At 65.7% G+C, this 23,408-nt stretch carries 15 protein-coding genes and 1 pseudogene; 6 read left to right on the top strand and 10 right to left on the bottom strand.

Going from position 1 to position 23,408, the window contains the following annotated elements:
* The 3 genes from AB4Y75_RS03570 to glf are packed head-to-tail and all read right to left on the bottom strand — an operon-like array spanning position 1 to position 4,033.
* Positions 1 to 864, bottom strand: a complete 864-nt coding sequence (locus AB4Y75_RS03570; RefSeq protein WP_066211074.1) for an ABC transporter permease — start codon at positions 862 to 864, stop codon at positions 1 to 3.
* The gene (locus AB4Y75_RS03565) at positions 861 to 2,849 is read right to left on the bottom strand and encodes a glycosyltransferase (protein ID WP_441434504.1); all 1,989 of its coding nucleotides are present in this window, start codon (positions 2,847 to 2,849) and stop codon (positions 861 to 863) included. Before AB4Y75_RS03565 ends, AB4Y75_RS03570 begins: the two co-directional genes overlap by 4 nt.
* A complete protein-coding gene (glf, locus tag AB4Y75_RS03560) occupies positions 2,846 to 4,033 on the bottom strand; it encodes a UDP-galactopyranose mutase (RefSeq protein ID WP_441434503.1) in 1,188 nt (395 codons plus the stop codon). Before glf ends, AB4Y75_RS03565 begins: the two co-directional genes overlap by 4 nt.
* Between glf and AB4Y75_RS03555 the strand changes: the two are divergent.
* A pseudogene (locus AB4Y75_RS03555) lies at positions 3,921 to 4,775 on the top strand (FHA domain-containing protein); the annotation flags it as partial. The gene glf and the pseudogene AB4Y75_RS03555 sit on opposite strands and share 113 nt — an antisense overlap.
* Before the next feature lie 1,296 nt (positions 4,776 to 6,071).
* On the top strand, positions 6,072 to 8,138 hold the full coding sequence (locus AB4Y75_RS03550) for an FtsK/SpoIIIE domain-containing protein (RefSeq protein ID WP_441435254.1): 2,067 nt from the start codon (positions 6,072 to 6,074) through the stop codon (positions 8,136 to 8,138).
* Here AB4Y75_RS03550 and AB4Y75_RS03545 read toward each other — a convergent pair.
* Positions 8,135 to 8,626, bottom strand: a complete 492-nt coding sequence (locus AB4Y75_RS03545; protein WP_441434502.1) for a hypothetical protein — start codon at positions 8,624 to 8,626, stop codon at positions 8,135 to 8,137. The genes AB4Y75_RS03550 and AB4Y75_RS03545 overlap by 4 nt on opposite strands.
* 290 nt (positions 8,627 to 8,916) lie before the next feature.
* On the opposite strand from AB4Y75_RS03545, the gene AB4Y75_RS03540 reads away from it, so the two are divergent.
* Positions 8,917 to 9,165 (top strand): WhiB family transcriptional regulator, encoded by a 249-nt coding sequence (locus AB4Y75_RS03540; RefSeq protein WP_066211085.1) that lies wholly within the window; start codon positions 8,917 to 8,919, stop codon positions 9,163 to 9,165.
* A gap of 159 nt (positions 9,166 to 9,324) precedes the next feature.
* Here the strand turns inward: AB4Y75_RS03540 and AB4Y75_RS03535 are convergent, their stop codons facing one another.
* The 4 genes from AB4Y75_RS03535 to AB4Y75_RS03520 form a co-directional block, all read right to left on the bottom strand.
* Positions 9,325 to 10,827, bottom strand: coding sequence for a sensor histidine kinase (locus AB4Y75_RS03535; RefSeq protein WP_441434501.1), 1,503 nt, complete (start codon positions 10,825 to 10,827; stop codon positions 9,325 to 9,327).
* A 15-nt stretch (positions 10,828 to 10,842) separates the two neighbouring features.
* Positions 10,843 to 15,690 carry an NAD-glutamate dehydrogenase gene (locus AB4Y75_RS03530; RefSeq protein WP_441434500.1) on the bottom strand — a complete coding sequence of 1,616 codons (4,848 nt, stop codon included), beginning with the start codon at positions 15,688 to 15,690 and terminating at the stop codon, positions 10,843 to 10,845.
* Positions 15,691 to 15,773: 83 nt separating this feature from the next.
* Positions 15,774 to 17,246, bottom strand: a complete 1,473-nt coding sequence (locus AB4Y75_RS03525) for an AAA family ATPase (RefSeq protein WP_441434499.1) — start codon at positions 17,244 to 17,246, stop codon at positions 15,774 to 15,776.
* A complete protein-coding gene (locus AB4Y75_RS03520) occupies positions 17,243 to 17,878 on the bottom strand; it encodes a hypothetical protein (protein ID WP_441434498.1) in 636 nt (211 codons plus the stop codon). Before AB4Y75_RS03520 ends, AB4Y75_RS03525 begins: the two co-directional genes overlap by 4 nt.
* 153 nt (positions 17,879 to 18,031) lie before the next feature.
* Between AB4Y75_RS03520 and AB4Y75_RS03515 the strand changes: the two genes are divergently transcribed.
* On the top strand, positions 18,032 to 18,262 hold the full coding sequence (locus tag AB4Y75_RS03515; RefSeq protein ID WP_441434497.1) for a helix-turn-helix domain-containing protein: 231 nt from the start codon (positions 18,032 to 18,034) through the stop codon (positions 18,260 to 18,262).
* A 9-nt stretch (positions 18,263 to 18,271) separates the two neighbouring features.
* On the opposite strand, the gene AB4Y75_RS03510 is transcribed toward AB4Y75_RS03515, so the two are convergent.
* Entirely contained in the window at positions 18,272 to 18,850 is a 579-nt protein-coding gene (locus AB4Y75_RS03510) for a hypothetical protein (RefSeq protein ID WP_441434496.1), read from the bottom strand.
* Between the two features lie 135 nt (positions 18,851 to 18,985).
* Between AB4Y75_RS03510 and AB4Y75_RS03505 the strand changes: the two genes are divergently transcribed.
* Together AB4Y75_RS03505 and AB4Y75_RS03500 are read left to right on the top strand one after the other, a co-directional pair.
* Positions 18,986 to 19,960 carry a LysM peptidoglycan-binding domain-containing protein gene (locus tag AB4Y75_RS03505; protein WP_441434495.1) on the top strand — a complete coding sequence of 325 codons (975 nt, stop codon included), beginning with the start codon at positions 18,986 to 18,988 and terminating at the stop codon, positions 19,958 to 19,960.
* A gap of 129 nt (positions 19,961 to 20,089) precedes the next feature.
* The gene (locus AB4Y75_RS03500; protein ID WP_441434494.1) at positions 20,090 to 20,602 is read left to right on the top strand and encodes an Rv3235 family protein; all 513 of its coding nucleotides are present in this window, start codon (positions 20,090 to 20,092) and stop codon (positions 20,600 to 20,602) included.
* Positions 20,603 to 20,645: 43 nt separating this feature from the next.
* Here AB4Y75_RS03500 and secA read toward each other — a convergent pair whose 3' ends face one another.
* The gene (secA, locus tag AB4Y75_RS03495; RefSeq protein ID WP_441434493.1) at positions 20,646 to 23,363 is read right to left on the bottom strand and encodes a preprotein translocase subunit SecA; all 2,718 of its coding nucleotides are present in this window, start codon (positions 23,361 to 23,363) and stop codon (positions 20,646 to 20,648) included.
* Between the last annotated feature and the right edge of the window lie 45 nt (positions 23,364 to 23,408).

The raw sequence follows: 23,408 nt of genomic DNA, 5'->3' as shown, positions 1-23,408 counted from the left end.
CTACAACTCCTGGGCAAAACGGGATTCGAGCTTGCGGAACGTCCACTGGCCCAGCAGCATCACGAGTGCCGAGACCACGAGGCCGACAGGCAGCCAGAGGCTCAGTAGGTGGTCGGGTGCGGCAGGTGCCCGGCCGTCCGTCGTCGGCATCCAGAACGCGTAGTGGAAGAGTTCGACGGCGATCGTCAGCGGGTTGCACTGATAGACCGTGTACCAGGTGCTCCCGAAAGCGTTGCGCACCATGGTCCACTGGTACATCACGGGCGAGGCCCAGGTGGCGACCATGAGGAACAGGTCGACGATGTTCTCCACATCGCGGAAGAACACGTTGACTGCGCTGAAGAAGAGGCCCAGGCCGATGGCGAACATCGCCACGACCAGGAATCCGCCGACCATCGCGATGGCGCTGTGCCAATCGGGCTTCCAACCCGTCGCGAAACAGGCGATCAGGAGCACTGCGAGCTGGGGCACGAAGTGCACCCCGGAGACCCACACGGAGCTGACCGGGAACAGCTCCCGCGGGAGGTAGATCTTCTTGATCAGACCCGAGTTGCTCACGATGGACCGGGACGCGTTACTCAGCGACTCCGAGAAGAAGTTCACCAGGACGATGCCGGAAAAGAGGTACACCGCATAGTTGTGCAGGCCCTTCTCCAGGCCGAGGAAGATGCCGAGCGCCACATAGAACACGGCGAACTGCACGCCGGGCTTCACATAGGACCACAGGAGTCCCAGGATCGAACCCCGGTAGCGGATCTTCAGTTCCTTGCCCACCAGGAGCTTCAGGAGATACCGCTCCCTGAAGACGTCCCGGAGGCCACGTCCCAGGCCTGGCTGGACCAGGCCCGTCTCTGCCTGCGTCATTCAGCCCCCGGCTGCGTGTGCTTCTCGAAGGTCTTCCGCCAGGACTCGACGGAGGTCATCTCCGGCAGCGCCTTCTGGTAGACCTCGCGGAGGTTCTTCCACTCCTTCAGGAGCGACGCGTGACGGCGGCTCGAGCCGGCCAGGTAATTGCGGACCTTCTCCGGGCTGCGGCGGTACCAGGACGCGCCGGTGCCTTCCGCGTTGGAGACCACGGCGGAGTCGTACTGCGAGACCGTCCACCACTTGTTGTCCTGGTGGGCCACCTTGCTCTGCGGGTATTCCTTGCTGAGCTCGTTGACCGGGACGAACAGCTGGCGGATCACGGTCTTGGCCGTCCACGGCAGCAGGCTCACCAGGTTCGGCTTGCTGAAGCCCCTGCCGTTCTTCGGGGGCTTGGCCATCTTGGGCGTCGGGAACGCCTCAGGGTCGCTCTTGAAGACGGTGTCCTGGTGCTGCGACAGCATTCCGCGGATCTCCGGCAGGCGGGTGTTCAGCATCTCGTGAAGACGGTCCGGACCGGCCATGAGGTCGTCGAGGGCCCACTGGCGGCCTTCCACGGTCGCGTACTGCATGGACACGATGTGCTTGATGTCCGCGAACTGGGACTCCTTGAGCACTCGGCCGCCCAGCTCGTAGGGGCTGTGCAGGAGCGCCGCGATGGCACGGTTCCGGGCGTGGAAGTAGGCCTGCCAGCCGACCAGGTCGTCCTTGTCGATCCAGGAGACGTGCCAGACGGCGGAGCCCGGCAGGCTGACCGTCGCGTAACCGTTCGCCTTGGCACGCAGGCCGTACTCGGCGTCGTCCCACTTGATGAAGACCGGCAGGGAGAGGCCGATCTCGCGGATCACGGACGTGGGGATGAGGCACATCCACCAGCCGTTGTAGTCGACGTCGACGCGGCGGTGCAGCCAGGGGGTCTGCCGCAGGTTGGAGGCCATGAAGTCGTGGCCCATCTGCATGTCCGGGTGCGGGGCGTCCGGCTGGAAGCGGTACGGGTTCACGACCTCACCGAAGGTGTGGAGCACCGTGCGGTTGTAGAGGTCGAACATGTGACCGCCCACCAGAGTGGGCTTGCGGCAGAAGGCCGCGAAGGTCAGCAGGCGCGGGATCGACTCCGGTTCGACGACGATGTCATCGTCCATGAGCAGCACATAGTCGCTGCCGTTCTCGAGCGACTCGAACATGCCGCGGGCGAAGCCGCCGGACCCGCCCAGATTGTCCTGGTTGATGATGCGCAGGCGGTCGCCGAGCTGTTCCTTGACCTCGTCGAACCCTGCGGCCTCCGAGACCTTCTGGGTGCCCTGATCGACGATCAGGATCTCCTTGACGTGGGTCAGCGCGTCTTCGTTCTGCGCGAGGAGGCGCAGGTTGTTGATGCAGTAGTCGGTCTTGTTGAGCGTCGTGATCTGCATCGTCACGGAACCGAGTTCCGGACCGCTCGTGGGAGTCCCCCACTCGGCGGACTTGAGGAGCAGCGCCTCGGAGCCGGCCACGAGGTCGAACCAGTACCAGCCGCCGTCGCCGAACGGGGCGAGCGTGAGGTCGAAGATCGACTCCGCCGTCCCGGACACCCGCTGGGTGGCCACGCGCTGGAGCGAGCCCCGCGCATTGGACTTGTAGACGATCACCGTGCCGGTGCCGGAGGTGTGCACGCGGAGCTGCACGGCTTCCAGCGTGGTCCAGCGGCGCCAGTAGCTCGCGGCGAACGCGTTGAAGTAAGTGCCGAAGGAGGCACGTTCGCCCTCACGGACCTTCGTCGAGGTGCGGCTCAGGAAGTCCTCGGAGTGGACCTCACGGGACGGCGCGCTCGCGCCGGCTCGCGAGGTGTCCGACGGCGCTGCGCCGGGGATCGTGGGGATGGAGCGTCCGATCGCGGACCCCATGTCGATGTACAGAGGAGCGGTGTCCATCTGCGTCACCTCGGGCAGGATCACCCTCTGGAGACAGGTCCACTCGTTCGCTGCTGCCGTCGTTTCGGAGCTCATGCGTCCACCCCACCGCTTTCCATCTTGGCTCCGTCCGCGAACGCAGGACGGATCTTGTTCTCGAACATGGACAGGGCGGAACCGATCGCCATGTGCATGTCCAGGTACTTGTAGGTGCCGAGACGGCCGCCGAACAGGACCATGTCCTCCGCTGCCGCGAGATCGCGGTACTTCAGGAGCTTGTCGCGGTCCTCAGGGGTGTTGATCGGGTAGTACGGCTCGTCACCCTTGTCCGCGAAGCGCGAGAACTCGCGCATGATGACGGTCTTCTCCTCCTGGTAGCCGCGCTCCGGGTGGAAGTGACGGGGCTCGATGATGCGAGTGAAGGCGACGTCCTCGTCGTTGTAGTTCACCACGCTCGTGCCCTGGAAGTCGCCCATCGGCAGGACTTCCTCTTCGAAGTCGATCGTGCGCCAGGAGAGGTCGCCCTCGACGTAGTCGAAGTAGCGGTCCACGGGGCCCGTGTAGACCACGGGGATCTTGCCGACCACCTTGGACTTGGAGTACTCATGCGAGTCATCGAAGAAGTCGGTGTTCAGGCGCACCTCGATGTTCGGGTGCTCCGCCATCTTCTCGATCCACGCGGTGTAACCGTTGGTGGGCAGACCCTCGTACTTGTCGTTGAAGTACCGGTTGTCGTAGTTGTAGCGGACCGGAAGGCGGGAGATGATGCTCGCCGGCAGATCCTTGGGATCGGTCTGCCACTGCTTGCCGGTGTAATGCTTGATGAACGCCTCATAGAGGGGACGTCCGATCAGCTGGATGCCCTTGTCGTTGAGATTCTGGGGGTCGGTGCCCGCCAGCTCGCCGGCCTGCTCCTGGATCAGCGCCTTCGCCTCACCGGGCGTCAGATTGGACCGGAAGAACTGGTTGATCGTGGCGAGGTTGATGGGCAGGGAGTAGACCTCGCCCTTGTGAACGCCGTAGACCTTGTGAACGTAATTCGTGAAGGTGGTGAAACGGTTGACGTACTCCCAGACCTTCTCATTCGAGGTGTGGAAGAGGTGCGCTCCGTAACGGTGCACTTCGATTCCCGTCTGGGGCTCAGTCTCGCTGTAAGCGTTTCCACCGATGTGGTGGCGCTTGTCCAGGACCACGACCTTCAGGCCCAGTTCACGCGCGGCCCGTTCCGCGATGGTCAGACCAAAAAAGCCTGAACCGACAACAACCAGATCAGCGTTCACCAATTCTCCTGAACTACTCGGGGCGGTACGGTGCCCATGCACGGAGGAGCATGCGCCTGCTGAACTAGGGTACCCGAGTTTGAGTGCACAGGCCGGAGGACCGACTTGTCCACATAGCGAGACTCATGCGGTCCATCCGGGCACCTCTCTTCCTAATGTTCAGGGCATGAAACCTCTGAATCCGCCGGTGATTCTCGAGTGCACGCTGGTGATGCCCGACGGCGCCGCGCACCCTTCCGGCGTCGCTGCGGTCCCGCTCGAACTCACGGTCGAATGCGGCCCGACGGCGACCGGCAAGGACCTCTCGTCCGCACTCCACCGCCGATTCGGCACGGCTCAGCACACCGCCGCGGGTCGGCCGCTGGACGCTTTAACTCCCGGCCGCGATCCCCTGGTGGCAGGCTGCATCATCCTGGGGGCCGGATTTCCGACCGGCCCCGGGCCGGAAGATCGATCGGAACCGGCCGCGCATCTGGAGCTCGTGGTCCTCTCCGGGCCGGATGCGGGGGCGACGCTCGCTCTGCGACGTGGCGAGCATCACCTCGGACGGGGCGGACGCTCCATACGTCTCACGGATCCGAGCCTGTCCCGGGACCATGCGGTGCTCTCGGTCTCCTCCGAGGCCATCCGGTGGACCGACCGCGGGAGTCTCCACGGGACCTTCGTGGACGGCGTGGAGGTCCGCGGCACGACCACGATCTCCACCGACAGCGTCATCCGCTGCGGCGCCACCGTCTTCTCCATCCGCCCTGCGGCGCTGTGGGAAGTTGATCTCGCATCGCTCGGTGAGACTCCGGGAGCACCCCGCGAAGTCGCTGCTCCGATGACGTCTCAAAACCGCCTGACCACCGTGATGATGGCTCTGGGTCCTCTACTCGGCGGTGTCGTACTGGCGTGGGGCTCCGGATCGTGGCAGTTCGCGCTTCTTTCGCTGCTGTCCACGGCGCCCTTCGTGTATCCGGCGATCACCGGTACCAGCGCGGCACGGTCATTCCGAGCACAACTCGAGCGGGCCATCGCCGACGACCGCAGGGAGCAGGAGACCTCCTTTCCACCGTTGGGGGCGCTCCTCCTCGCCCGGGGCGCCCCCACCTCGCCATCGCGCGGGAGACCGACGAGCTCACCGTCTGCCCTGGGCGTCGCCCCCGGGCAGGGCTCAAGCGTCCCGGACTCCAGTGCAGGCCTCTGGCTCCGTCTCGGCACCGGGAATGTCGTGGCGAACATCGAGTGCCGCACGGACGTGACCTCCACGCGCACATCCCCTGCGTGGCGGCGGGCCCGGGAGCCCCGGGCGGGAGCACTGAGATGGATGCCGGCAGTCGGCTGGGGACCGGGAGGGCGCCGGAGTTCCCGCGTTCAGCGAAAGCACGGAGGCCGGGGATGGCCGTGGTCTCCGGCCTCTCGCCAGTCCATAACGGCTGTCCCCGGATCGGTCCCGATCGTTCACCCGGATGGGCCGGTGATCACCCGGGCGGATCCCGGGCTGCTCGTCGTGGGGAATCCGACGGAGTATGTGGATTTCGTCAACGGACTCATCGTTCAGCTGCTCCGGCGACCACGCGAACGCCGTCCCGAGCTCGTTCTGGTGGACCCCCGGCGCGTCATGCCATCGTCTTTGCGATTCCTTCCTCACGTCCGCTGGGCCGACACTTGGGAGGAAGCCCGTGATTCCGCCTCACGAACGCCGGAAGCCGCCGGCATCGTCGCGATCGGGGCTCCCGCAGTTCCTCCACCTGACCCCGCGGAGATCCGGGCGGACGCTGATCCACTGAGTGTCGTGGTCCACGGCTCACCCGTTCCCGGCGGACCGGTGCCTCAGGAGTCTCCGGAGCCTCGCGGCTTCACGGTCGTCAGAATCGACCGCGTCATCGGCACGGTCAGGCGTGCCGGTTCCGGAGCGGGCTTTCCCGCCCACGGAGCACCGGGGAGCGCCGCACCGCTTGGGGACGGATCCTCCTCAGAACCCGGCGCCGTCCGATTCGTCCCCGATCTGGTCTCGCCGGAGGTCATGGAAAGGTTCTGCCGGAACTTCCGCCGATTGGCCGCCGCGGTCGAGCCCGCGGGCCCGGCCTGGGGATCCTCCGACCTTCCGGACAAGGTGGCACTCGCCGACCTCGTTCCCTTCACCTGCCCTGCGATTCTGGAAGCCTGGCATTCCTCATACGGCACGGAGACCTTCGTCGTCCCCTTCGGAATCGGAGGAGACGGACCGGCCGCCCTGGACCTGGTACAGGACGGACCACACTTTCTCGTCGCCGGCACCACAGGGGCCGGCAAGTCCGACCTGCTCCGTTCGCTCCTCCTCTCCGCGGCAAGCCGGCTGCCGCCCACCGAGCTGGGTTTCGTCCTGGTCGACTTCAAAGGGGGCGCCGCCTTTCATGCACTGCGTTCATTGCCCCACGTGCATGGGCTCGTCACCGATCTGGGGCCGGCCGAGCTGGATCGTGTCCTCGTGTCTGTCCGGGCGGAGATCACTCAGAGGGAACGAAGATTTCGCGAGTTGAACGTCTCCGACTGGGCCGCATACAGGCGACGTCGACCGAGCGGCGAGCCACCACTCCCCCGGATCTGCCTGGTGATCGACGAATTCCGGATGATGATGGACCACGCGCCCGACAGCCTGGGCGAGCTCGTCCGCCTGGCCAGTATCGGGCGATCGCTCGGGCTGCATCTCATCCTGGCGACACAGCGGCCGCAGGGTGCCATCAGCGCCGACATCCGCGCCAACCTCGGTACCCGCATCGCCTTGAGGGTTCAGTCCGAACTCGATTCCCTGGACGTGATCGGAACCGCCCTGGCCGCAGGCATCCCCGCCGACCATCCTGGACGGGCCGTGCTGGCGAGAGGATCCGAGAAGATGATGATCCAGGTGGCGCACCCTGCCGCCGTGCCCGCTCTGCGGGCGGACGAGGTGAAGGTTCGGATGTGGGATGAGAGCAGCGTCCCCTCCGATGACACCGCATTGGAATCACCCTCCGACACCGAGCGCATCGCGGAGTGGTGCCGGGAGATATCGACGGCCTGGGATTACTGGCAAGCAGCGGCCAGTGCCCTGCCTCCCTGGGGCGAACGTGGTGCTCATCCGTCAGAGGCTGCCCGGATGCTGCGCTCCGCTGGCCCTCATGGGCAGGTCGGCGCCGGGCCCTCCGCTGAGGCGGGAGTGCCGTCTCCAGAACCGCGCCGGGTTCTCGCGTCTCCGCTTCCTTCATATTTCGATCCGTTGTGCTTCGGACCCTTGAATATCGAGCCGTTCACGTCCGAACCGCACCCATCATGCCCTCCCGACGGCCGGCCGGCCCTCGCCGTGGTCGATCTTCCTGAACTCCAGGAATTGCGCGTCATGAGGTGGTCGCCAGGAGAGTCAGTGGCGTTGCTCGGAGCCTCCCGCGACCGGGAGGGCCTCGCCAAAGCAGTCCTCAGCCAGGCATTCTCCGGACGGGCCCGCCGGCTCATCTCCATCAGGGTGCAGAGTCCCGGGAGCAAGGCGGGCGCCGCCCAGCCGCTGACAGGCTGTCGATCGGACCGAATGACCACCGGCACCCTCACGGACGCAAGCCCTGACTTGGGATCGGACGTGGACTTGGACACTTCACGACAGCCGGAATTGCAACGGCTCAGCCCGCTGCAGGAGATTCATGCCCAGGACACGGAACGGATCGCCGGCCTCGTCCGACGCCTGCGCACCATGCCAGCCGACTCGGCTGAGGCGATGGTCATTCACGTGGAATCCTGGGAGGCGACGCTCGCCGCAATACGGCGCTCGGAGAACTACGGGCTGGAGCATGAGCTTCTGGATCTGCTCCGCAATGAAGGAAACGCCGGATTCCGATTTCTCCTGGGCGGCGACGATGGGCTTGCCGGCGGGCGCGTGATGACAGCCGTGAGTCATGCGCTGTACTTGCCGTCGGCGAAAATCGAGGACGACCGCCGGCTCGCCCAAGCAATCGCCGCACTCCATCCATCGTCTTCACGAGTGCTGATCAGAAGTGCGAGCCTCCCCGGAGGCATTCACCTGGCTCAGCCGGTGTCACTCGCTGCCGAGGACCGGCACGATGATCCGAACTCGTCGAGAGAGCCGAAGCTCATTCCAGCCAAAGGTCCTTAGCGCGGGGTACTGGACGTCCCACCCGCTGTGCCTTCGGAGTCCTGCTCCCCGGCGCCGCGTTCCTCCTCAGGCTCGACAGCCTGTGTGCCCCATCGACCGTAGGCGACTGCCCTCGGATCGAAAATGAGCACTGCGGATACGGCCGCAGGAATGATGATGAGAAGACCCTGCCAGATCAGGCCCGCCTGAAGAGTGGGGATTCCGATGGCAAGGATGAAGAGCTGTGCCACCAGGGCACCCGATCGGGGCCAGCGGTACCCGCGGAAGAGGAAGTGCCCGATCGCCATGAGGCCCAGGCCCAGCGCGGCGAACAGCACGGCCAGGAAGATCGCACCCGCCAAGGTGAGGACGGGCGTCCCCGCCAGGAGATTCACCACATAGACGCCGGCGACCACCAGCAGGACGAGCCCCTCAACCAACGCCACCAAAGAGACCAGGGTCACCGAGAGAGGACGTGGCGAGGGAACACCGGTTTCTGTCGGATTCATCTGTATGCTTTCTCTTTCAGCCGATCGGCTGTGACGGGCGCCGCGCGGCAGGGCCCTTGACACATTCGCACCCTACCGGACATAGTCAAATTCGGGACATCACTGAGCCGGGGATGTGATGCACCACTCATGTTTTCCGGCGATTTGACGGCTTTCACCCCTTGTTTGCTCCGCGTTAACGTGACACGCTTGTTAATAGAGTCGCGGGGCCAGAAATGGCCCCTTTCCTATGAAGGGCCAAGTGAAATTTTTCACAAAGCCTGAGACACAGATTTGGAGTGAGTGATCGCATGGATTGGCGTAGCCGTGCCGCCTGCCTGGACAAGGACCCCGAGCTTTTCTTCCCTGTCGGCAACACGGGCCCAGCGCTTCTCCAGATTGAAGAAGCGAAGAGCGTCTGCCGCCGGTGCCCGGTCGTGGACACTTGCCTGCAGTGGGCCCTCGAGTCCGGCCAGGACGCCGGCGTCTGGGGTGGCATGAGCGAGGACGAGCGCCGCGCACTCAAGCGCCGCGCCGCGAGGGCTCGTCGGGCCTCCTGAGGCCACAGAAGTCATCGAACGCGAAGGCGGGCCGGAACCTCAGGGTTCCGGCCCGCCTTCGCGTTTTCACTCAATACTCCGACACTCCGACAGCGCTCCGAGACGATCACCCCCGGCCGAGCCGCCGGGCTGAAACCGAGTGTGCCGTGCGGCCTGAGACTACGCGTCGAGAGGAACCACCAGCCGGACGACCGTTCCTCCGCCGTCCCGCGCGAGCCACCTGATGGTGCCCCGCAGTTCCGAGGTGACGAGGGTTCGCACGATCTGCAGGCCAAGGCCGCCGCTGGTGCCTCCAAGCAGCCCCGGCCCGGCGGCCGGTTCCGCGTCCGGAGGCAGTCCCACGCCGTCGTCGGAGATCGTGACGGTGAGCTGGCGTTCGCCTGCCTCGGTCACGCTCCGCTGCGCGTCGAGCCATACCGTGCCCGCCCGGTCTTGCAGGCCGTGTTCGACCGCGTTGGTCACCAATTCGTTGATGACCAGTGCCAGCGGGGTAGCCAGATCGCTCGGCAGCTTGCCGAATTCGCCGGTCAGCTCCGTGCTCACCTTCTGCGCCGGGGAGGCGACTTCTGCGGAAAGCCGGAACTGAGGGCTGATGAGTTCATCGAAATCCACCACCTGGGACAGCCCCTGCGACAGCGTCTCATGCACGCGGGCGATGGTCGCCACCCGGCGCATCGCCTGCTCCAGGCCCTGGCGGGCCTCGTCGCTCACCATGCGGCGCGACTGCATCCGCAGCAATGCCGCGACGGTCTGAAGGTTGTTCTTGACCCGGTGGTGGATCTCGCGGATAGTGGCGTCCTTACTCACCAGTTCCTGTTCACGACGACGCAGCTCGGAGACATCTCGGCACAGGACCAGGGCGCCGAAACGATGAGTCCCGTCGCGAAGCGGGATGGCACGCAGCGTCAGAGACACACCGCGGGACTCGATCTCGCTGCGTAACGGCATCCGGCCCGTGACCACGAGCGGAAGAGTCTCATCCGCCAGACGGCGATCCTTGATCAGACCCGCCGTGACCTCGGCGAGGGAGCGCCCCTCCAACGATTCGATGTCGCCGAGCCGCCTGAAGGCGGACACTCCATTGGGGCTGGCGTACTGCACGATGCCATCGGCGTCCAAGCGGATGAGGCCATCGCCCACGCGGGGCGCACCGCGGCGCGACCCCGTCGGTGAGGCGAAGTCCGGCCAGAGGCCCTGGGTCCCCATCTTGAGCAGGTCATAGGCGCACTGCCGGTAGGTGAGCTCCAGACGGGACGGCATCCGGGAGCTCGACAGGTCCAGGTGAGAAGTCACGACGGCAAGGGTCCGGCCGTTGCGGACCATCGGGATGGCCTCCACCCGGAGCGCGGAGTCGCCGTTGCTCCAAGCTGCCTCGGAGGAACGCTCGATATGGCGGGATTTCCAGGCCCGCTCCACGAGAGGCTGCAGGTCGGAGCGGATGCCTTCGCCGACGAAGTCCGTGTGGAACACCGTGTGACTCGTGGACGGCCTCACATGAGCGAGTGCCACGAATCCCAGTTCAGGATCGGGGAACCACAGGGCGAGGTCGGCGAAGGCCAGATCGGCCACCATCTGCCAGTCGCCGACCAGCAGATGGAGCCATTCCGCGTCCCCGGGGCCGAAGTCAGCATGTTCCTTGATGGGATCAGTGAAAATGGCCACGGGGTGTCTCCTGGATCAGTGCCGGACGATGGAACGCAAGAGCCTCAATGCTACCGAGAGAGACGCCATGTCGTCCTTCTCAAGCGAGTTGACCTCTTCGAACATGTTCCGCGCACGCAGCAGCTGTTCGGCGTTCCGTTCCTCCCACTGGACCAGACGGTCATCCGGAGCCGTTTCGCCCTGGCTGACGCCGAGCACCGAGATGGTCATGTCTGCGACCGTCGAGTAGAGATCATCGCGCAGCGCCGCACGGGCCAGAGCCTGCCAGCGGTCATCCCGCGGGAGTGCACTGATCCGCTCGAGCAGCGAGTCCACGTGGAACCGGTCGAACACCGTGTAGTATACGCGAGCGACGTCGTCCATGCTCTCACCGCTCTGGCGGGAGATGCGGGCCATCTCCAGGAGGGGGAAACTCTCGAAGAGTTCGGCCCAGCGGATACCGAGCTCCTCCGGCAGGCCCCACGAGCTGGCGCGGTCCCGCCAGGCTTCGAAGCGGACCAGGTCCTCACCGCGCAGGTAATCGGCCAGGTGGCCGCGCAGTGCCGCGACCTTGGGGCCGAAGTCCGCGATGATCTCCGCGACCGGAGCGCTGGTGGCCCCGTCGGCGACGAGCCAGCGCACCGCACGGTCGAGAAGTCGGCGGATGTCCAGGTGCACCGTGGTCCAGTGAGCGGTCGGGAACGATGCGGGCAGGCTGTTCAGCGCATCCAGCATCTCCGGCAGCTTGTAGATCTCACGAAGGGCGATGAACGCCTTCGCCACGGCCGATTCCGTGGCCGAGGTCTCCTCGATCGCGCGGAACGCGAACGTGATGCCTCCGACGTTGATCATCTCGTTGGCGACGACGGTGGCGATGATTTCGCGGCGCAACGGGTGGCTGTCCAGCTCGGCGTCGAAACGCTCCGCCAGCGCCTTCGGGAAATACGCCCGAAGGGTGGAACCGAACCACGGGTCGTCGGCGAGGTCGCTGTCGCGCAAGGCGTCGGCGAGTTCGATCTTGGCGTACGCGGCGAGCACGGAAAGCTCGGGCGAGGTCAGCCCCTGTCCCTGGGCCAGGCGCTGACGCAGGACCTCGGTGGACGGCAGTGCTTCCAGCTCGCGGTTCAGGTCGGCCTTGACGTCCAGCCAGTCCATGAGCCGTTCGTAGCTCGGGCTCCATTCGGCCACCCTGGTGCGGTCATTGAGCAGCAGGATGTTCTGCTCGATGTTGTCCTCGAGCACCAGCTCGCCGACCTCATCCGTCATGGACGCCAGGAAGGCCGCCCGTTCCGCAGGATCCAGCTTGCCTGCCGACACCATGCGATCGATGAAGATCTTGATGTTGACCTCATGGTCGGAGCAGTCGACGCCGGCCGAGTTGTCGATCGCGTCGGTGTTGAGGATGACGCCCTGCAGGGCGGCCTCGATACGGCCGCGCTGGGTCATGCCCAGGTTGCCGCCCTCGCCCACGACCTTGACGCGCAGGTCCCGGCCGTCGACCCGGATGCCGTCGTTGGCCTTGTCCCCCACCTCAGCGTGGCTCTCGGTGCTGGCCTTGACGTAGGTGCCGATTCCACCGTTATAGAGGAGATCGGCCGGGGCCAGAAGGATCGCCTTGAGGAGATCGGGCGGGCTCATCGACACGGTGCCATCGGGCAGACCCAGCGCCACACGGACCTGGGTCGAGATCGGGATCGACTTCGCCGAACGCGGGAACACCCCGCCACCGGCACTGATCAGTTCGCGGTTGTAGTCGTCCCAGGACGAGCGCGGGAGCTCGAAGAGACGCTTGCGCTCCGCGAAGGAGCTTGCGGCATCCGGCTGAGGATCCAGGAAGATGTGCCGGTGGTCGAAGGCGGCCAGCAGGCGGATGTGCTCGGAGAGCAGCATGCCGTTGCCGAACACGTCGCCGGACATGTCGCCGACGCCCACCACCGTGAAATCTTCGTTCTGGGTGTCGAGGTCAAGCTCGGAGAAGTGTCGCTTCACCGACTCCCACGCGCCACGCGCCGTGATGGCCATGGCCTTGTGGTCGTAACCCACCGAGCCGCCGGAGGCGAAGGCATCGCCCAGCCAGAATCCGTACTCGGCCGAAATGGCATTGGCGATGTCGGAGAAGGAAGCGGTCCCCTTGTCGGCGGCCACCACCAGGTAGCTGTCATCCGCGTCATGACGAACGACGTCGCGCGGAGCGACCACGTGCTCGCCGTTGGCGTCGGTCACCAGGTTGTCGGTGATGTCCAGCAGACCGCGGATGAACGTCTTGTAACTTTCGATGCCTTCGGCCATCCAGGCGGAACGGTCGACGGCGGGGTCCGGCAGCTGCTTGGCGAAGAAGCCACCCTTGGCGCCGGTCGGGACGATCACGGCGTTCTTGACCATCTGGGCCTTCACCAGGCCGAGGACCTCGGTCCGGAAATCCTCGCGCCGGTCGGACCAGCGAAGACCACCGCGGGCGACAGCGCCGAAGCGCAGGTGGACACCCTCGACGCGGGGCGAGTACACCCAGATCTCGAACGCCGGGCGCGGGAAGGGAAGCCCTTCGATGCCGGCCGGGTTGAGCTTGAAGCTGAGGTAGTCCTTGCCCTGGTAGTAGTTGGTGCGCAGCGTCTGGTCGATCAGGTTGATGAAGGTCCGCAGCACGCGGTCGGCGTCCAGCGTCGCGACGCCGGCCATGGCGTCCTCCAGCGCAGCGTGAGCCTGCTCGATGGCGGCGGCACGGCCGTCGCCGTCGAGTTCGCCGCCGGCCGCGGGAAGCGCAGGGTCGAAACGGCTCTCGAAGAGGGCGACGAGCCCGCGCGTGACCTCAGCATTGGCAAGCAGGGTGTCCGCGATGAAACCGTACGAGTTCGTGTTGCCCATCTGGCGCATGTACTTGGCGTAGCTGCGCAGGATCAGCACCTGACGCCAGGTCATACCCTCCGCCAGGACCAGACGGTCGAAGCGGTCGGACTCGATGGTCCCGTTCAGTGCCGCGGAGAATGACTCGGCCAGGAGGCTGCTGCTGGCCAGCGGGTCGGTTCCAGCCGGGTACTTCAGCCCGAGGTCGTACAGGAAGAAGTCCCGTCCGTCCTTGGTCTCGATCTCGAACGGGCGCTCGTCGAGCACCTCGAGACCCAGGTTGTGGAACACCGGAAGGATCTTGCTGAGGCTGCGCGGCGCAAGCAGGTAGATCTTGACGCGGGCGTCCTCTTCGAGGACCTCGCCGGCGCCGTCCGGGAGGTAGGCGTGGAGCTGGATCTGCTGCTCCATCGCCTTCTCGGTGCCCTGGGCGGCGGCATTGCTCAGGCAGTCCTCGAAACGCTGGATGTCCAGCAGAGCGTCCTCGACCTCATAGTCCACCCGGTAGCTGGCCGGGAACGCGTCGCTCCACTGCGAAGCCAGGCGCTCGGCCTCCGCTTCGGGGTGATTCTCGCCGAGGACTTCACCGAGGCCCTCGGACCAGGAACGGGCGGCGCGCACCAGGCGCTCCTCCAGACCTTCCGTGTCGAACGCATTCAGGTCCGCGTTCTTGGGAAGACGGATCCGGAAGAAGACCCGTGCCAGCGCAGACTCGCTCATGCGGGCTTCGAAGTCGATGGACACCGCGTCGAAGGTGCGGGTCAGCTCGTCCTGCAAGCGCAGACGCACCGAGGTGGTGTAGCGGTCACGCGGGATGAAGACCACTGCAGACATGAACCGTCCGTAGACGTCGGGCCGGAGGAAGAGCCGCGTGCGGCGACGCTCCTGGAGCAGCATGATGGCCTGCGTGGTGGCGACCAGCTCGGGCACGTCCATTTGGAAGAGCTCATCGCGCGGGTAGGTCTCCATGATTCCGAGCAGATCCTTGCCCGAATGGGACTCGGTGGGGAATCCGGAAGCCTCGAGGACGGCACGCACCTTGTCCTTGATGATCGGGATGGTCCGCACCGAGCCCGTGTAGGCGTTGGTGGAGAAGAGGCCGATGAAGCGGCGCTCACCCGTCACATTGCCCGCGGCGTCGAAGCTCTTGATGCCGATGTAGTCGAGGTACGCGGCACGGTGGACCGTGGATCGGGAGTTCGCCTTGGTGATGAGCAGGGCTCGCTTCTCGCGGGCCTTGGACCGGCCGGTGTCCGTGAGGTGCTGGATCTTCGGGGAATCCCCGAGATGACGCATGAGTCCGAGGCCGCCCTCTTCGTGGGCTTCGAGGACATCCTCACCGTTGACGTCAAGGAGGTCGTATTCGCGGTAGCCGAGGAACGTGAAGTTGTCGTCCTCCATCCAGCGCAGCAGAGCCTGAGCCCCAGTCAGGTCCTGGATGCCCGCGTCAGCGGGAAGCTGCCCGAGTTCGTCCGCGACCTCGGAGGCCTTGTCCCGCATCTTCTGCCAGTCCTCGACGGCGGTGCGGACGTCATGCAGGACCTTCTCGAGACCGGCGACCAGCGCAGCCGCGGTCTCCTCATCGGCGCGGTCGATCTCGACCGCGATCCAGGACTCGAGCCGGGTGGTGGCGCCTTCCGCGGCGACGAAGGACGCAAGGGACGGAATCGCGGCCGTGTCGCCGCTGGTCTGGCCGACGTGAGCCGGAACCTGGGAGATCTTGCCCGCTTCGTGAGTGCCGGAGTCCCGCTGCACGACGAGCATCGGGTGCACCACGAGGCGAATGGCCCGGTGCTGGCGGACCAGTTCGGCGACGACGGAGTCGACCAGGAACGGCATGTCGTCCGTGACGATCAGAACGACACTGCACCCTGGTTCGGTCCGGACTTCCACGAGCGCCTGGTCCGGGGACCGGCGACTGCCGAGCCCGTGGTGAGCGAGAGCCCGTTCACGGAGCACGTCCGTGTCATAGCGCGCCCGATCCTCGGGAGCGAGGTGCTGGTAGTAGTTGTCCAGGAAAGTGTCGACCGTTTCCTTGGTCATCGTCGGATTGCTGTCTGCCAGCGACACGTTGCACGCCTCCAGGGAGAATGATTCACCGCTTCGTTGCGGTCTTAGTGGCGAGCCTAGCGCGATCTCACGCGCCGCGTCGTGGCGTAAAACACAGAGGATTTCCGAGAACGCTGTGCAGGTGCACAAACCAAAGATCGGACCGCCCGGCGCAGCTCGGACTGGGGCGCCGACTCGGCCAGCACGTTCCCATTTCGCAACGCAAGGTCCGCAACCTCGGAGGAAAACGGCAGGAAAGAGCCGATCGGCAATGGCGGCCCGAAACGTTCCCAGGCCTCCCGCAGCTGGCGCTCGGGAAAGCGGCCCACAGCGCTCTGCCGTACCTTGTTCATCAGCACAACCGCTTGAGCGCGCGGCGCAGCGTCGAGCAGAGCGGGTACGGAACGCACCAGACGAGGCAGTCCCACAGCCGTGGCCTCCCCCACGGCATAGACGCGGTCGGCGTATCCGAGAACCGTGAGCGCGGCCGCATTCCGCCGTGGAGCCATGGTGTCGAAGCTGAGTTCCTCGTCGGCCTCGAGGCAGAACCCGGAATCGATCACCACGTGGTCGTACAAGGAAGCACAGACGTCCAGTACGACCGCCAGAGCCGGGCCCCTGAGTTCGGTCCACCGTTCGGGCCGGGTGAGACCGCTCAGGACATCCAACGAGCCGGCACCCAGGGTCAGTGGAACACGAACTCGTTCGAGCGCCGCCGCATCGAGCCGCCCCTGGTCTGCCAGCCGGCATGCTTGGGCGAGGCCGGCGGACTCGTCCAGCAGTCCGAGGTGAGCCGCCACACTGGCGCCGTAGGCATCGGCGTCGAGCAGGATGACCCGACGCCCCTCCATCGCGAGCTCCGCCGCGACGTTGACTGCCACGGTGGTGCGCCCCGGGGCGCCGGCAGGGCCCCAGACTGCGAGGACACGGGGTGGATCCGCGCTCTCCCGGATCACCGGCGTTCCGCCGTCGGGACGCACGACGACCTCTCCAGGCCCTCCGCCCGTCGTCCGTTCCACAGCCTCTACAGGCGTGCGCTCCTGACCGGAGTTTCCTTCCGGGGGACGATGATCCGCCAGGCCCGGATTCCCTGCCCCGGGAACGGACCATGCGGTCACCAGCGACCACGAGCTCTCCACCCTCACTCTCGGGACGGCCCCGGGGCTTCCGTCGGCCACCGGGTCAGGTTCTGTTCGCGTTCCCAAGGATTCCAGTGCGGTGCTGAGCACGTTCTCCACCTGAGCGACGTCGGCATCGACGGGCAGCGTGACCGCCCCCACCTTGGCCAGGCGTTTTCGCTCAGCCTGCTCCTGATGCAGCACCAGCACCACGACCCCGAGGGCCCGCAGGCGGTCCACCGTGGTGGCATCGACGGCATGACCATCTCCGAAGAACAGCGCAACCTGCGCCAGGCCGGCCTGGCAGGCGCCCATCAGCTCCTCCAGGCTTTCGCTCCGCCGGACGAGCCGGAACGATTTCCCGAGGCCCATGCTCAAACCCTCCACGAGATCTTCGGAACCGTTCCCGAATGCGGCGATGCCCACCGTCACGGAGCACTCCCCTCGGGGTTCCACACGAGCGAGATCCTGGACTTGTTCGATTGAGCGGCGAGGAGCTGCGGCAGCTTGTCATCCGGAATCAGGACGATGACCACCTGGGATGCGTTGGCGCCGAAGGCCTGCTGGTTCTGCACCACTTTGACCACCTCCCCCGCTCGCACCAGAAGGTGGGGGTCCTTGAAACCGTTGCGCTCGTCAGGTGCGGCCACCCAGACGTCCGCCCGGGCGCCCTCCTGGAGCTGTTCAGGGAGAACCCCGTCGACGGGCACCGCGACCGGCTTGCCGGTGAGCGCACGGGCCGCGCCGATGCTGCCCCGGGGAACGAGCTGGCCCTTCCCCACGAAGCTCGTGGCGATCGCACCCTCGGGAAGCGGTTCGTCGGCTCGAAGGTACTGGGCTTCCGCGCCTCCCAGACGCACCGTCATCCGGTCCAGGTCCTGAGACGAAAGCCTCGCCCCCACCGGGATGCCCTGGCGCGCCACGTAGATCTCCACGCCATGGTCCAGACTTCCGATCAGCGCAACCGTGCCCGCTGTGGAGACCAGAACCAGCAGTATCCCCAGGAGCAGGCGGGGGTCTTTCCACGAGGGCTTCCTCAGGCGCGTGATGGTCGCATCAGTCACTGGGGTTCTCCAATTCCTCACCAGGGTCTTCAGTCCGTATCTTGGACCATTATTCATGAAGATTGACGAAATTTTCCATCACGTGACATATGATGATGCTGAACTGTGGATAACTCGCCTGTGCGGACGTCCACAAGATGGCAGAATGGATCCATGCGCCGCTTTCTGACCCTCGCCGATGTGGAGGAGATTCTCCAGATCACCTCGTCACAGGCCTACGCGCTGGTCCGGAGCGGGCAGCTGAAAGCCATCCGGGTCGGCGGCCGCGGAGTCTGGCGGATCGAGTCGGAGAAGCTCGAGGAGTACATCCAGGAGCAGTACGAGCAGACCAGGCTCAGCATCGAGAATCCTTCGTCCACGCCGGAGAACTCGTCGGCGAGCTGACCATGGAGGTCAAACGCCCCGGAACGTTCCAGAACCGGCCCCTCCCTGGACGGCTGCGATCCCGTCGAATGGAATGACCCGGACCGTCTGAGTTCTCCGTCCTTGGCCGCGCTCCCCGGCCCCCCAGAGTTCCAGGAAATCCAGACCCACCCGGGCGATCACACCCGACGGTGGCGAGTGCTCCAGCCCGCCGCCTTCGAGGAACACCCGGACGACCGAGCGATCCCGGGACACCGTCCTCAGCGCGGAACCAAGCCCCAATCGCTGCCAGAGCAGCCCTTCCTCGGGCGGCACGGTCCGGGACAGCCCGGATACGGCTCTGATCGCGTCGGCGCAGACAAGCCAGTCGGAAGGCCCGTCCTCCAGAACCAACCAGCCGTTGCCGACCCGCTTCACGACACCCTCCAGGCGGCCGGCCCCGGACAGGACCAGTGAGATCGTGCGCCCCTCGCTTCCGCGCATCCGGTCAAGGAAGGGGACTCTGGCGAACTCGGCCCGTTCCAGTTCAGCAGCGCTGGACTCCCGCTCGAGCCTCAGCGCTTCCTCGAGTTGAGCTTCGATGTCTCCGAAGAGCAGTCCCCAGCGCATGGGATCACGGTAGAGGCGTCGCCTTGTCATTCAAAAGTCCAGCTCATTGGAACAGAGTCTGGACAAACAGCGTCGGTCGTATCAAGATGGATCTACTTTCATCAAATGACATCAAATCGCATCAAAGGAGATCATGTGAGACGGCGTCGTTCACCGAGGACACCCTCTGCATCGTCCGGGGCCGCTGCTGACGCGTTGCTGTCCCTCGGGATGCTCGGCGCAGGCATGGCGCTCCTGCTCATCGGCTGGATGGGGCGCTCCTACTCCGCCGGGCGGCTCGACTGGGCGCAAACAGCGGACACACCGGGATTGAGAACGGAGACGCTGGTGGGTTCACTCGCTCTCTGGGCGGGTGCAGCCGTCCTGATCTGGTGGCTGATGTCCATGATGATCGCGTTTCTCGCCGCTGCGTGCGAACTTCGGGGGCGGCGGGTTCCCTCGGCGCAGCTGCGCAGATGGACGCCGTCCTTCATGCGTCGTCTGGCTTTGGCGATCCTGAGCCTCAACCTGCTTGCCGCGCCGGGCGCCCATGCCGACGTCAGCGCAGCCTCTGACACCGGGGTGGCAGCTCCATCCGTGTCCGGCATCTCCCGGAACGTGAGGGGTGTCCTTCGCATGCAGGATCCTGGGCACCCTGCCGAGCCGGCGCACATGGGCGGGATCAGGACTCAGATCGACACGACGGCGCCAGGCCGGCCTTCTCCCCCTGCCGATCCTCTCGATCCGGCGTGGTCCGCCGCCGTCCACGGATCACTGCTGTCGGACCCGGAGGTCCCACCGGCAGGTCATCAGACACCTGCAGCCTCCGCAGAGGATTCCGGTTCCCTGGATCCCGGCTGGACACCGTCGCCCTCACCACCCGAGGCAGGACATCTGGCGGCGAGCCCACAAAGATCCCCGGCAGCAAGCCGTACCGCTGGCCGCGAAGTGGAAGTCCGCCCCGGGGATTCCCTCTGGACCTTGGCGGCGCAGGAACTCGGGCCGAGGGCCACCGACCTGGAGATCGCCCGGTTCTGGCCCCGCTGGTACACCGCGAACCGCGCGGTCATCGGCGAGGACCCTGATCACCTTCTGCCGGGGATGGTTCTCACCGTCCCGGACCGGGCGTGACGGGCCTGACCTGCTCGATGAGCGCTGCACCGTCATCCGTCATCACGCTGCACCACTCATTGCCGCGCGCCCACGGACGGGACGCATCCGCCCCCTCCCCCCCACCACTCACCGTTGAAGGAACCGTTCATGAGACCGTCAGCATCCACACCAGTCACTGCCGGTGGTGACCCGGCTTCACGCACCCAGCCCGGCCTTTCGGTCCTCCCTCAGCGGACCGCAGCCCTGGGAACCGTCACGGCGCCGCGGCCGAGGACGGCCTCCTCACCACCCACGTCACTGGACGACGCGCGACGCCTCCATCAGCTCACAGGGCAGGTCCAACAGCTGGTCCAGGCAGTCATGGAGGCACTCAACGGCGCCAGGCCATTGCAGCAGCTCTCCCGGTGGATGGAACCTTCGCTATTCTCCTCGCTCCAGCTCCGTCGCGCCCTGGTTCAGGAAGCTCAGGAGCACTTCGGCCGTGACCGGCCTTCGCCCTATGCGGATGCCCACGTCCAGAGTGTTCACGCCCAGTGCATCACGCCCGCGATTCTGGAGGCCAGCGCCGTGGTCCGGTGCCGTAAACGCACCAGGGCCGTCGCGATCCGGCTGGAGGCACGGCGTGCTTCCTGGATCGTGACGGCCCTGGAGATCGGGTGACGGCCTGGCCAGGAACTCCTGACCGGGCCGTCACGCCGTCCCGCTAACGACGCTTGCGATTGCCCTTCTTGCCTCCGCTGCGCGCGGGGTTGCCCGAGCGTGCATCGCGAATGGCCTCCGAGGCGGAATCCTTCCGCTCGACGTGGGTCTCAGTCTCCCCGTCCTCGCCCGGCGCGGAGTACTGCAGCTGTGCGGGCTGCTCAGGGGTTTCAAGACCGGCGGCGTGGATGTGCGGTTCGGACGCAGCCTCGGCCGCCGGCGTCTCGGTGACCTCCACCTCGAGGTTGTAGAGGAAACCGACGGACTCCTCGCGGATGCCCGCCATCATGGCCTGGAAAAGCGTGTACCCCTCACGCTGGTATTCGACCAGCGGATCACGCTGCGCCATGGCGCGAAGGCCGATGCCTTCCTTCAGGTAGTCCATCTCATAGAGATGTTCCTGCCACTTACGGCCGATCACCGAGAGGACCACCCGGCGCTCGAACTCACGCATGTTCTCACTGCCGAGCTGCGTCTCCCGCGCCTCATAGGCCAAGCGGGCATCGGAGAGGATCTCCTCCTTGAGGAAAGCCGCCGTCACTCCCGCCTTGCCACCGGCCTCGTCGAAGACGTCCTTCTGGCTCAGAGTCATCGGGTAGAGGGTCTTGAGGTTGCTCCAGAGCAGGTCGTAGTCCCACTCCTCGCTGTGACCTTCCGCCGTGGCGTCGTCGATCACCGCGTTGATGGTGTCTTCGAGGAAGAACTGGACCTTTTCGTGCAGATCGTCGCCTTCGAGGATCCGGCGGCGGTCACCATAGATGGCTTCACGCTGACGGTTCAGGACGTCGTCGTACTTGAGCACGTTCTTGCGCTGCTCGGCGTTCCGGCCCTCGACCTGACCCTGCGCCGAGGCGATCGCGCGGGAGACCATCTTGGACTCGAGGGCGGTCTCGTCGTCGAGGGTGGACGCCATCAGGCGCTCCGCCGCACCCGAGTTGAACAGGCGCATGAGATCGTCCGTGAGCGAGAGGTAGAACCGGGACTCACCAGGGTCACCCTGACGGCCCGACCGGCCACGGAGCTGATTGTCGATACGGCGTGATTCGTGCCGTTCGGTGCCGAGCACGTACAGGCCGCCGAGCTCCAGGACTTCCTCGTGCTCGTCCTTGACCGCCTTCTTGGCGGCTTCCAGAGCCTCGGGCCACGCAGCCTCGTACTCTTCGGGGTTCTCTTCCGGATCCAGCCCACGAGCCTTGAGCGCCGCGACCGCGGTGAACTCGGGGCTTCCGCCGAGCATGATGTCCGTACCACGGCCGGCCATGTTGGTCGCCACCGTCACGGCACCCTTGCGGCCGGCCTCCGCCACGATCGCGGCTTCACGAGCGTGGTTCTTGGCGTTGAGCACCTCGTGGCGCACACCTTCCTTGGCCAGCTTCTGGGAGAGGTATTCGCTCTTCTCCACGCTGGTGGTGCCCACCAGGACCGGCTGACCCTTCTCGTGGCGCTCCACGATGTCCTGCACGACCGCGTCGAACTTGACCACTTCGTTCTTGTAGACGAGGTCGGGCTGATCGATGCGCTGCATCGGCCGGTTCGTGGGGATGGGCACCACGCCGAGCTTGTAGGTGGACATGAATTCCGCGGCTTCGGTCTCGGCCGTGCCGGTCATGCCCGAGAGCTTGTCGTACATGCGGAAGTAGTTCTGCAGGGTCACGGTGGCCAGGGTCTGGTTCTCCGGCTTGACCTCGACCTTTTCCTTGGCCTCGATGGCCTGGTGCATGCCCTCGTTGTAGCGACGGCCGGCCAGCACACGCCCGGTGTGCTCGTCGACGATGAGGACTTCGCCGTCCATGACGACGTAATCCTTGTCCCGCTTGAACAGTTCCTTGGCCTTGATGGCGTTGTTCAGGAACCCGATGAGCGGGGTGTTCGCCGATTCATACAGATTGTGGATGCCGAGGTAGTCCTCCACCTTGGCGATACCGGATTCGAGCACACCGACGGTGCGCTTCTTCTCGTCGACCTCGTAGTCGCGGCCCTCCCCCAGCTTCTGCACCAGCGAGGCGAATTCGCCGTACCAGCGATTGGCGTCGCCCTGGGCGGGCCCGGAGATGATGAGCGGCGTACGGGCCTCGTCGATCAGAATGGAGTCGACCTCATCGACGATCGCGAAGTTGTGGCCGCGCTGCACCAGTTCCGACTTGTCCCACGCCATGTTGTCGCGCAGGTAATCGAAACCGAACTCGTTGTTCGTGCCGTAGGTGATGTCGGCGTCGTACTGGACCTTACGGAGTGCCGGATCCTGATTGGCCAGGATGCAACCGCTGGTCAGACCGAGGAACCGGTAGACACGGCCCATGAGTTCGGACTGGTATTCGGCCAGGTAGTCGTTGACCGTGACCACGTGCACGCCCTTGCCGCTCAGCGCATTCAGGTACGCGGGGGCGGTGGCCACGAGGGTCTTGCCTTCACCGGTCTTCATCTCGGCGATGTTGCCGAGGTGCAGCGCGGCGCCGCCCATGAGCTGGACGTCGAAGTGCCGCATGCCGAGCGTCCGGGCCGATGCCTCGCGCACGGCGGCGAAGGCTTCCGGCAGCAGCGCGTCCAGGGACTCGCCGTCTTCGTGGCGTTCCCGCAGGCGGTCCGTCTCCGCACGGAGCTCCGCATCGGTGAAGCCTGTGAAGGAATCCTCAAGTGCATTGATGGCGTCCGCATAGTTGCGGAGACGCTTGAGCGTCTTCTTGTCGCCGGTGCGCAAGAGTTTTTCAAGAAGTGAGGCCACGTGCGGGTACTCCCAATCGATACGCGTGTCTTGGCATGCCGTTCA

Origin of the sequence: Arthrobacter sp. RAF14 (assembly GCF_052114185.1) — a bacterium.
Classification (GTDB): Bacteria; Actinomycetota; Actinomycetes; order Actinomycetales; family Micrococcaceae; genus Arthrobacter_E.
This window is presented reverse-complemented; position numbering and strand designations above follow the sequence as displayed.

Excerpts from the sequence above, each read along its gene's own strand:
- AB4Y75_RS03570 (WP_066211074.1), bottom strand. The coding sequence starts at position 864 with ATGACGCAGGCAGAGACGGGCCTGGTCCAGCCAGGCCTGGGACGTGGC.
- AB4Y75_RS03565 (WP_441434504.1), bottom strand. The coding sequence starts at position 2,849 with ATGAGCTCCGAAACGACGGCAGCAGCGAACGAGTGGACCTGTCTCCAG.
- AB4Y75_RS03545 (WP_441434502.1), bottom strand. The coding sequence starts at position 8,626 with ATGAATCCGACAGAAACCGGTGTTCCCTCGCCACGTCCTCTCTCGGTG.
- AB4Y75_RS03540 (WP_066211085.1), top strand. The coding sequence starts at position 8,917 with ATGGATTGGCGTAGCCGTGCCGCCTGCCTGGACAAGGACCCCGAGCTT.
- AB4Y75_RS03530 (WP_441434500.1), bottom strand. The coding sequence starts at position 15,690 with ATGACCAAGGAAACGGTCGACACTTTCCTGGACAACTACTACCAGCAC.
- AB4Y75_RS03515 (WP_441434497.1), top strand. The coding sequence starts at position 18,032 with ATGCGCCGCTTTCTGACCCTCGCCGATGTGGAGGAGATTCTCCAGATC.
- AB4Y75_RS03510 (WP_441434496.1), bottom strand. The coding sequence starts at position 18,850 with ATGCGCTGGGGACTGCTCTTCGGAGACATCGAAGCTCAACTCGAGGAA.
- AB4Y75_RS03500 (WP_441434494.1), top strand. The coding sequence starts at position 20,090 with ATGAGACCGTCAGCATCCACACCAGTCACTGCCGGTGGTGACCCGGCT.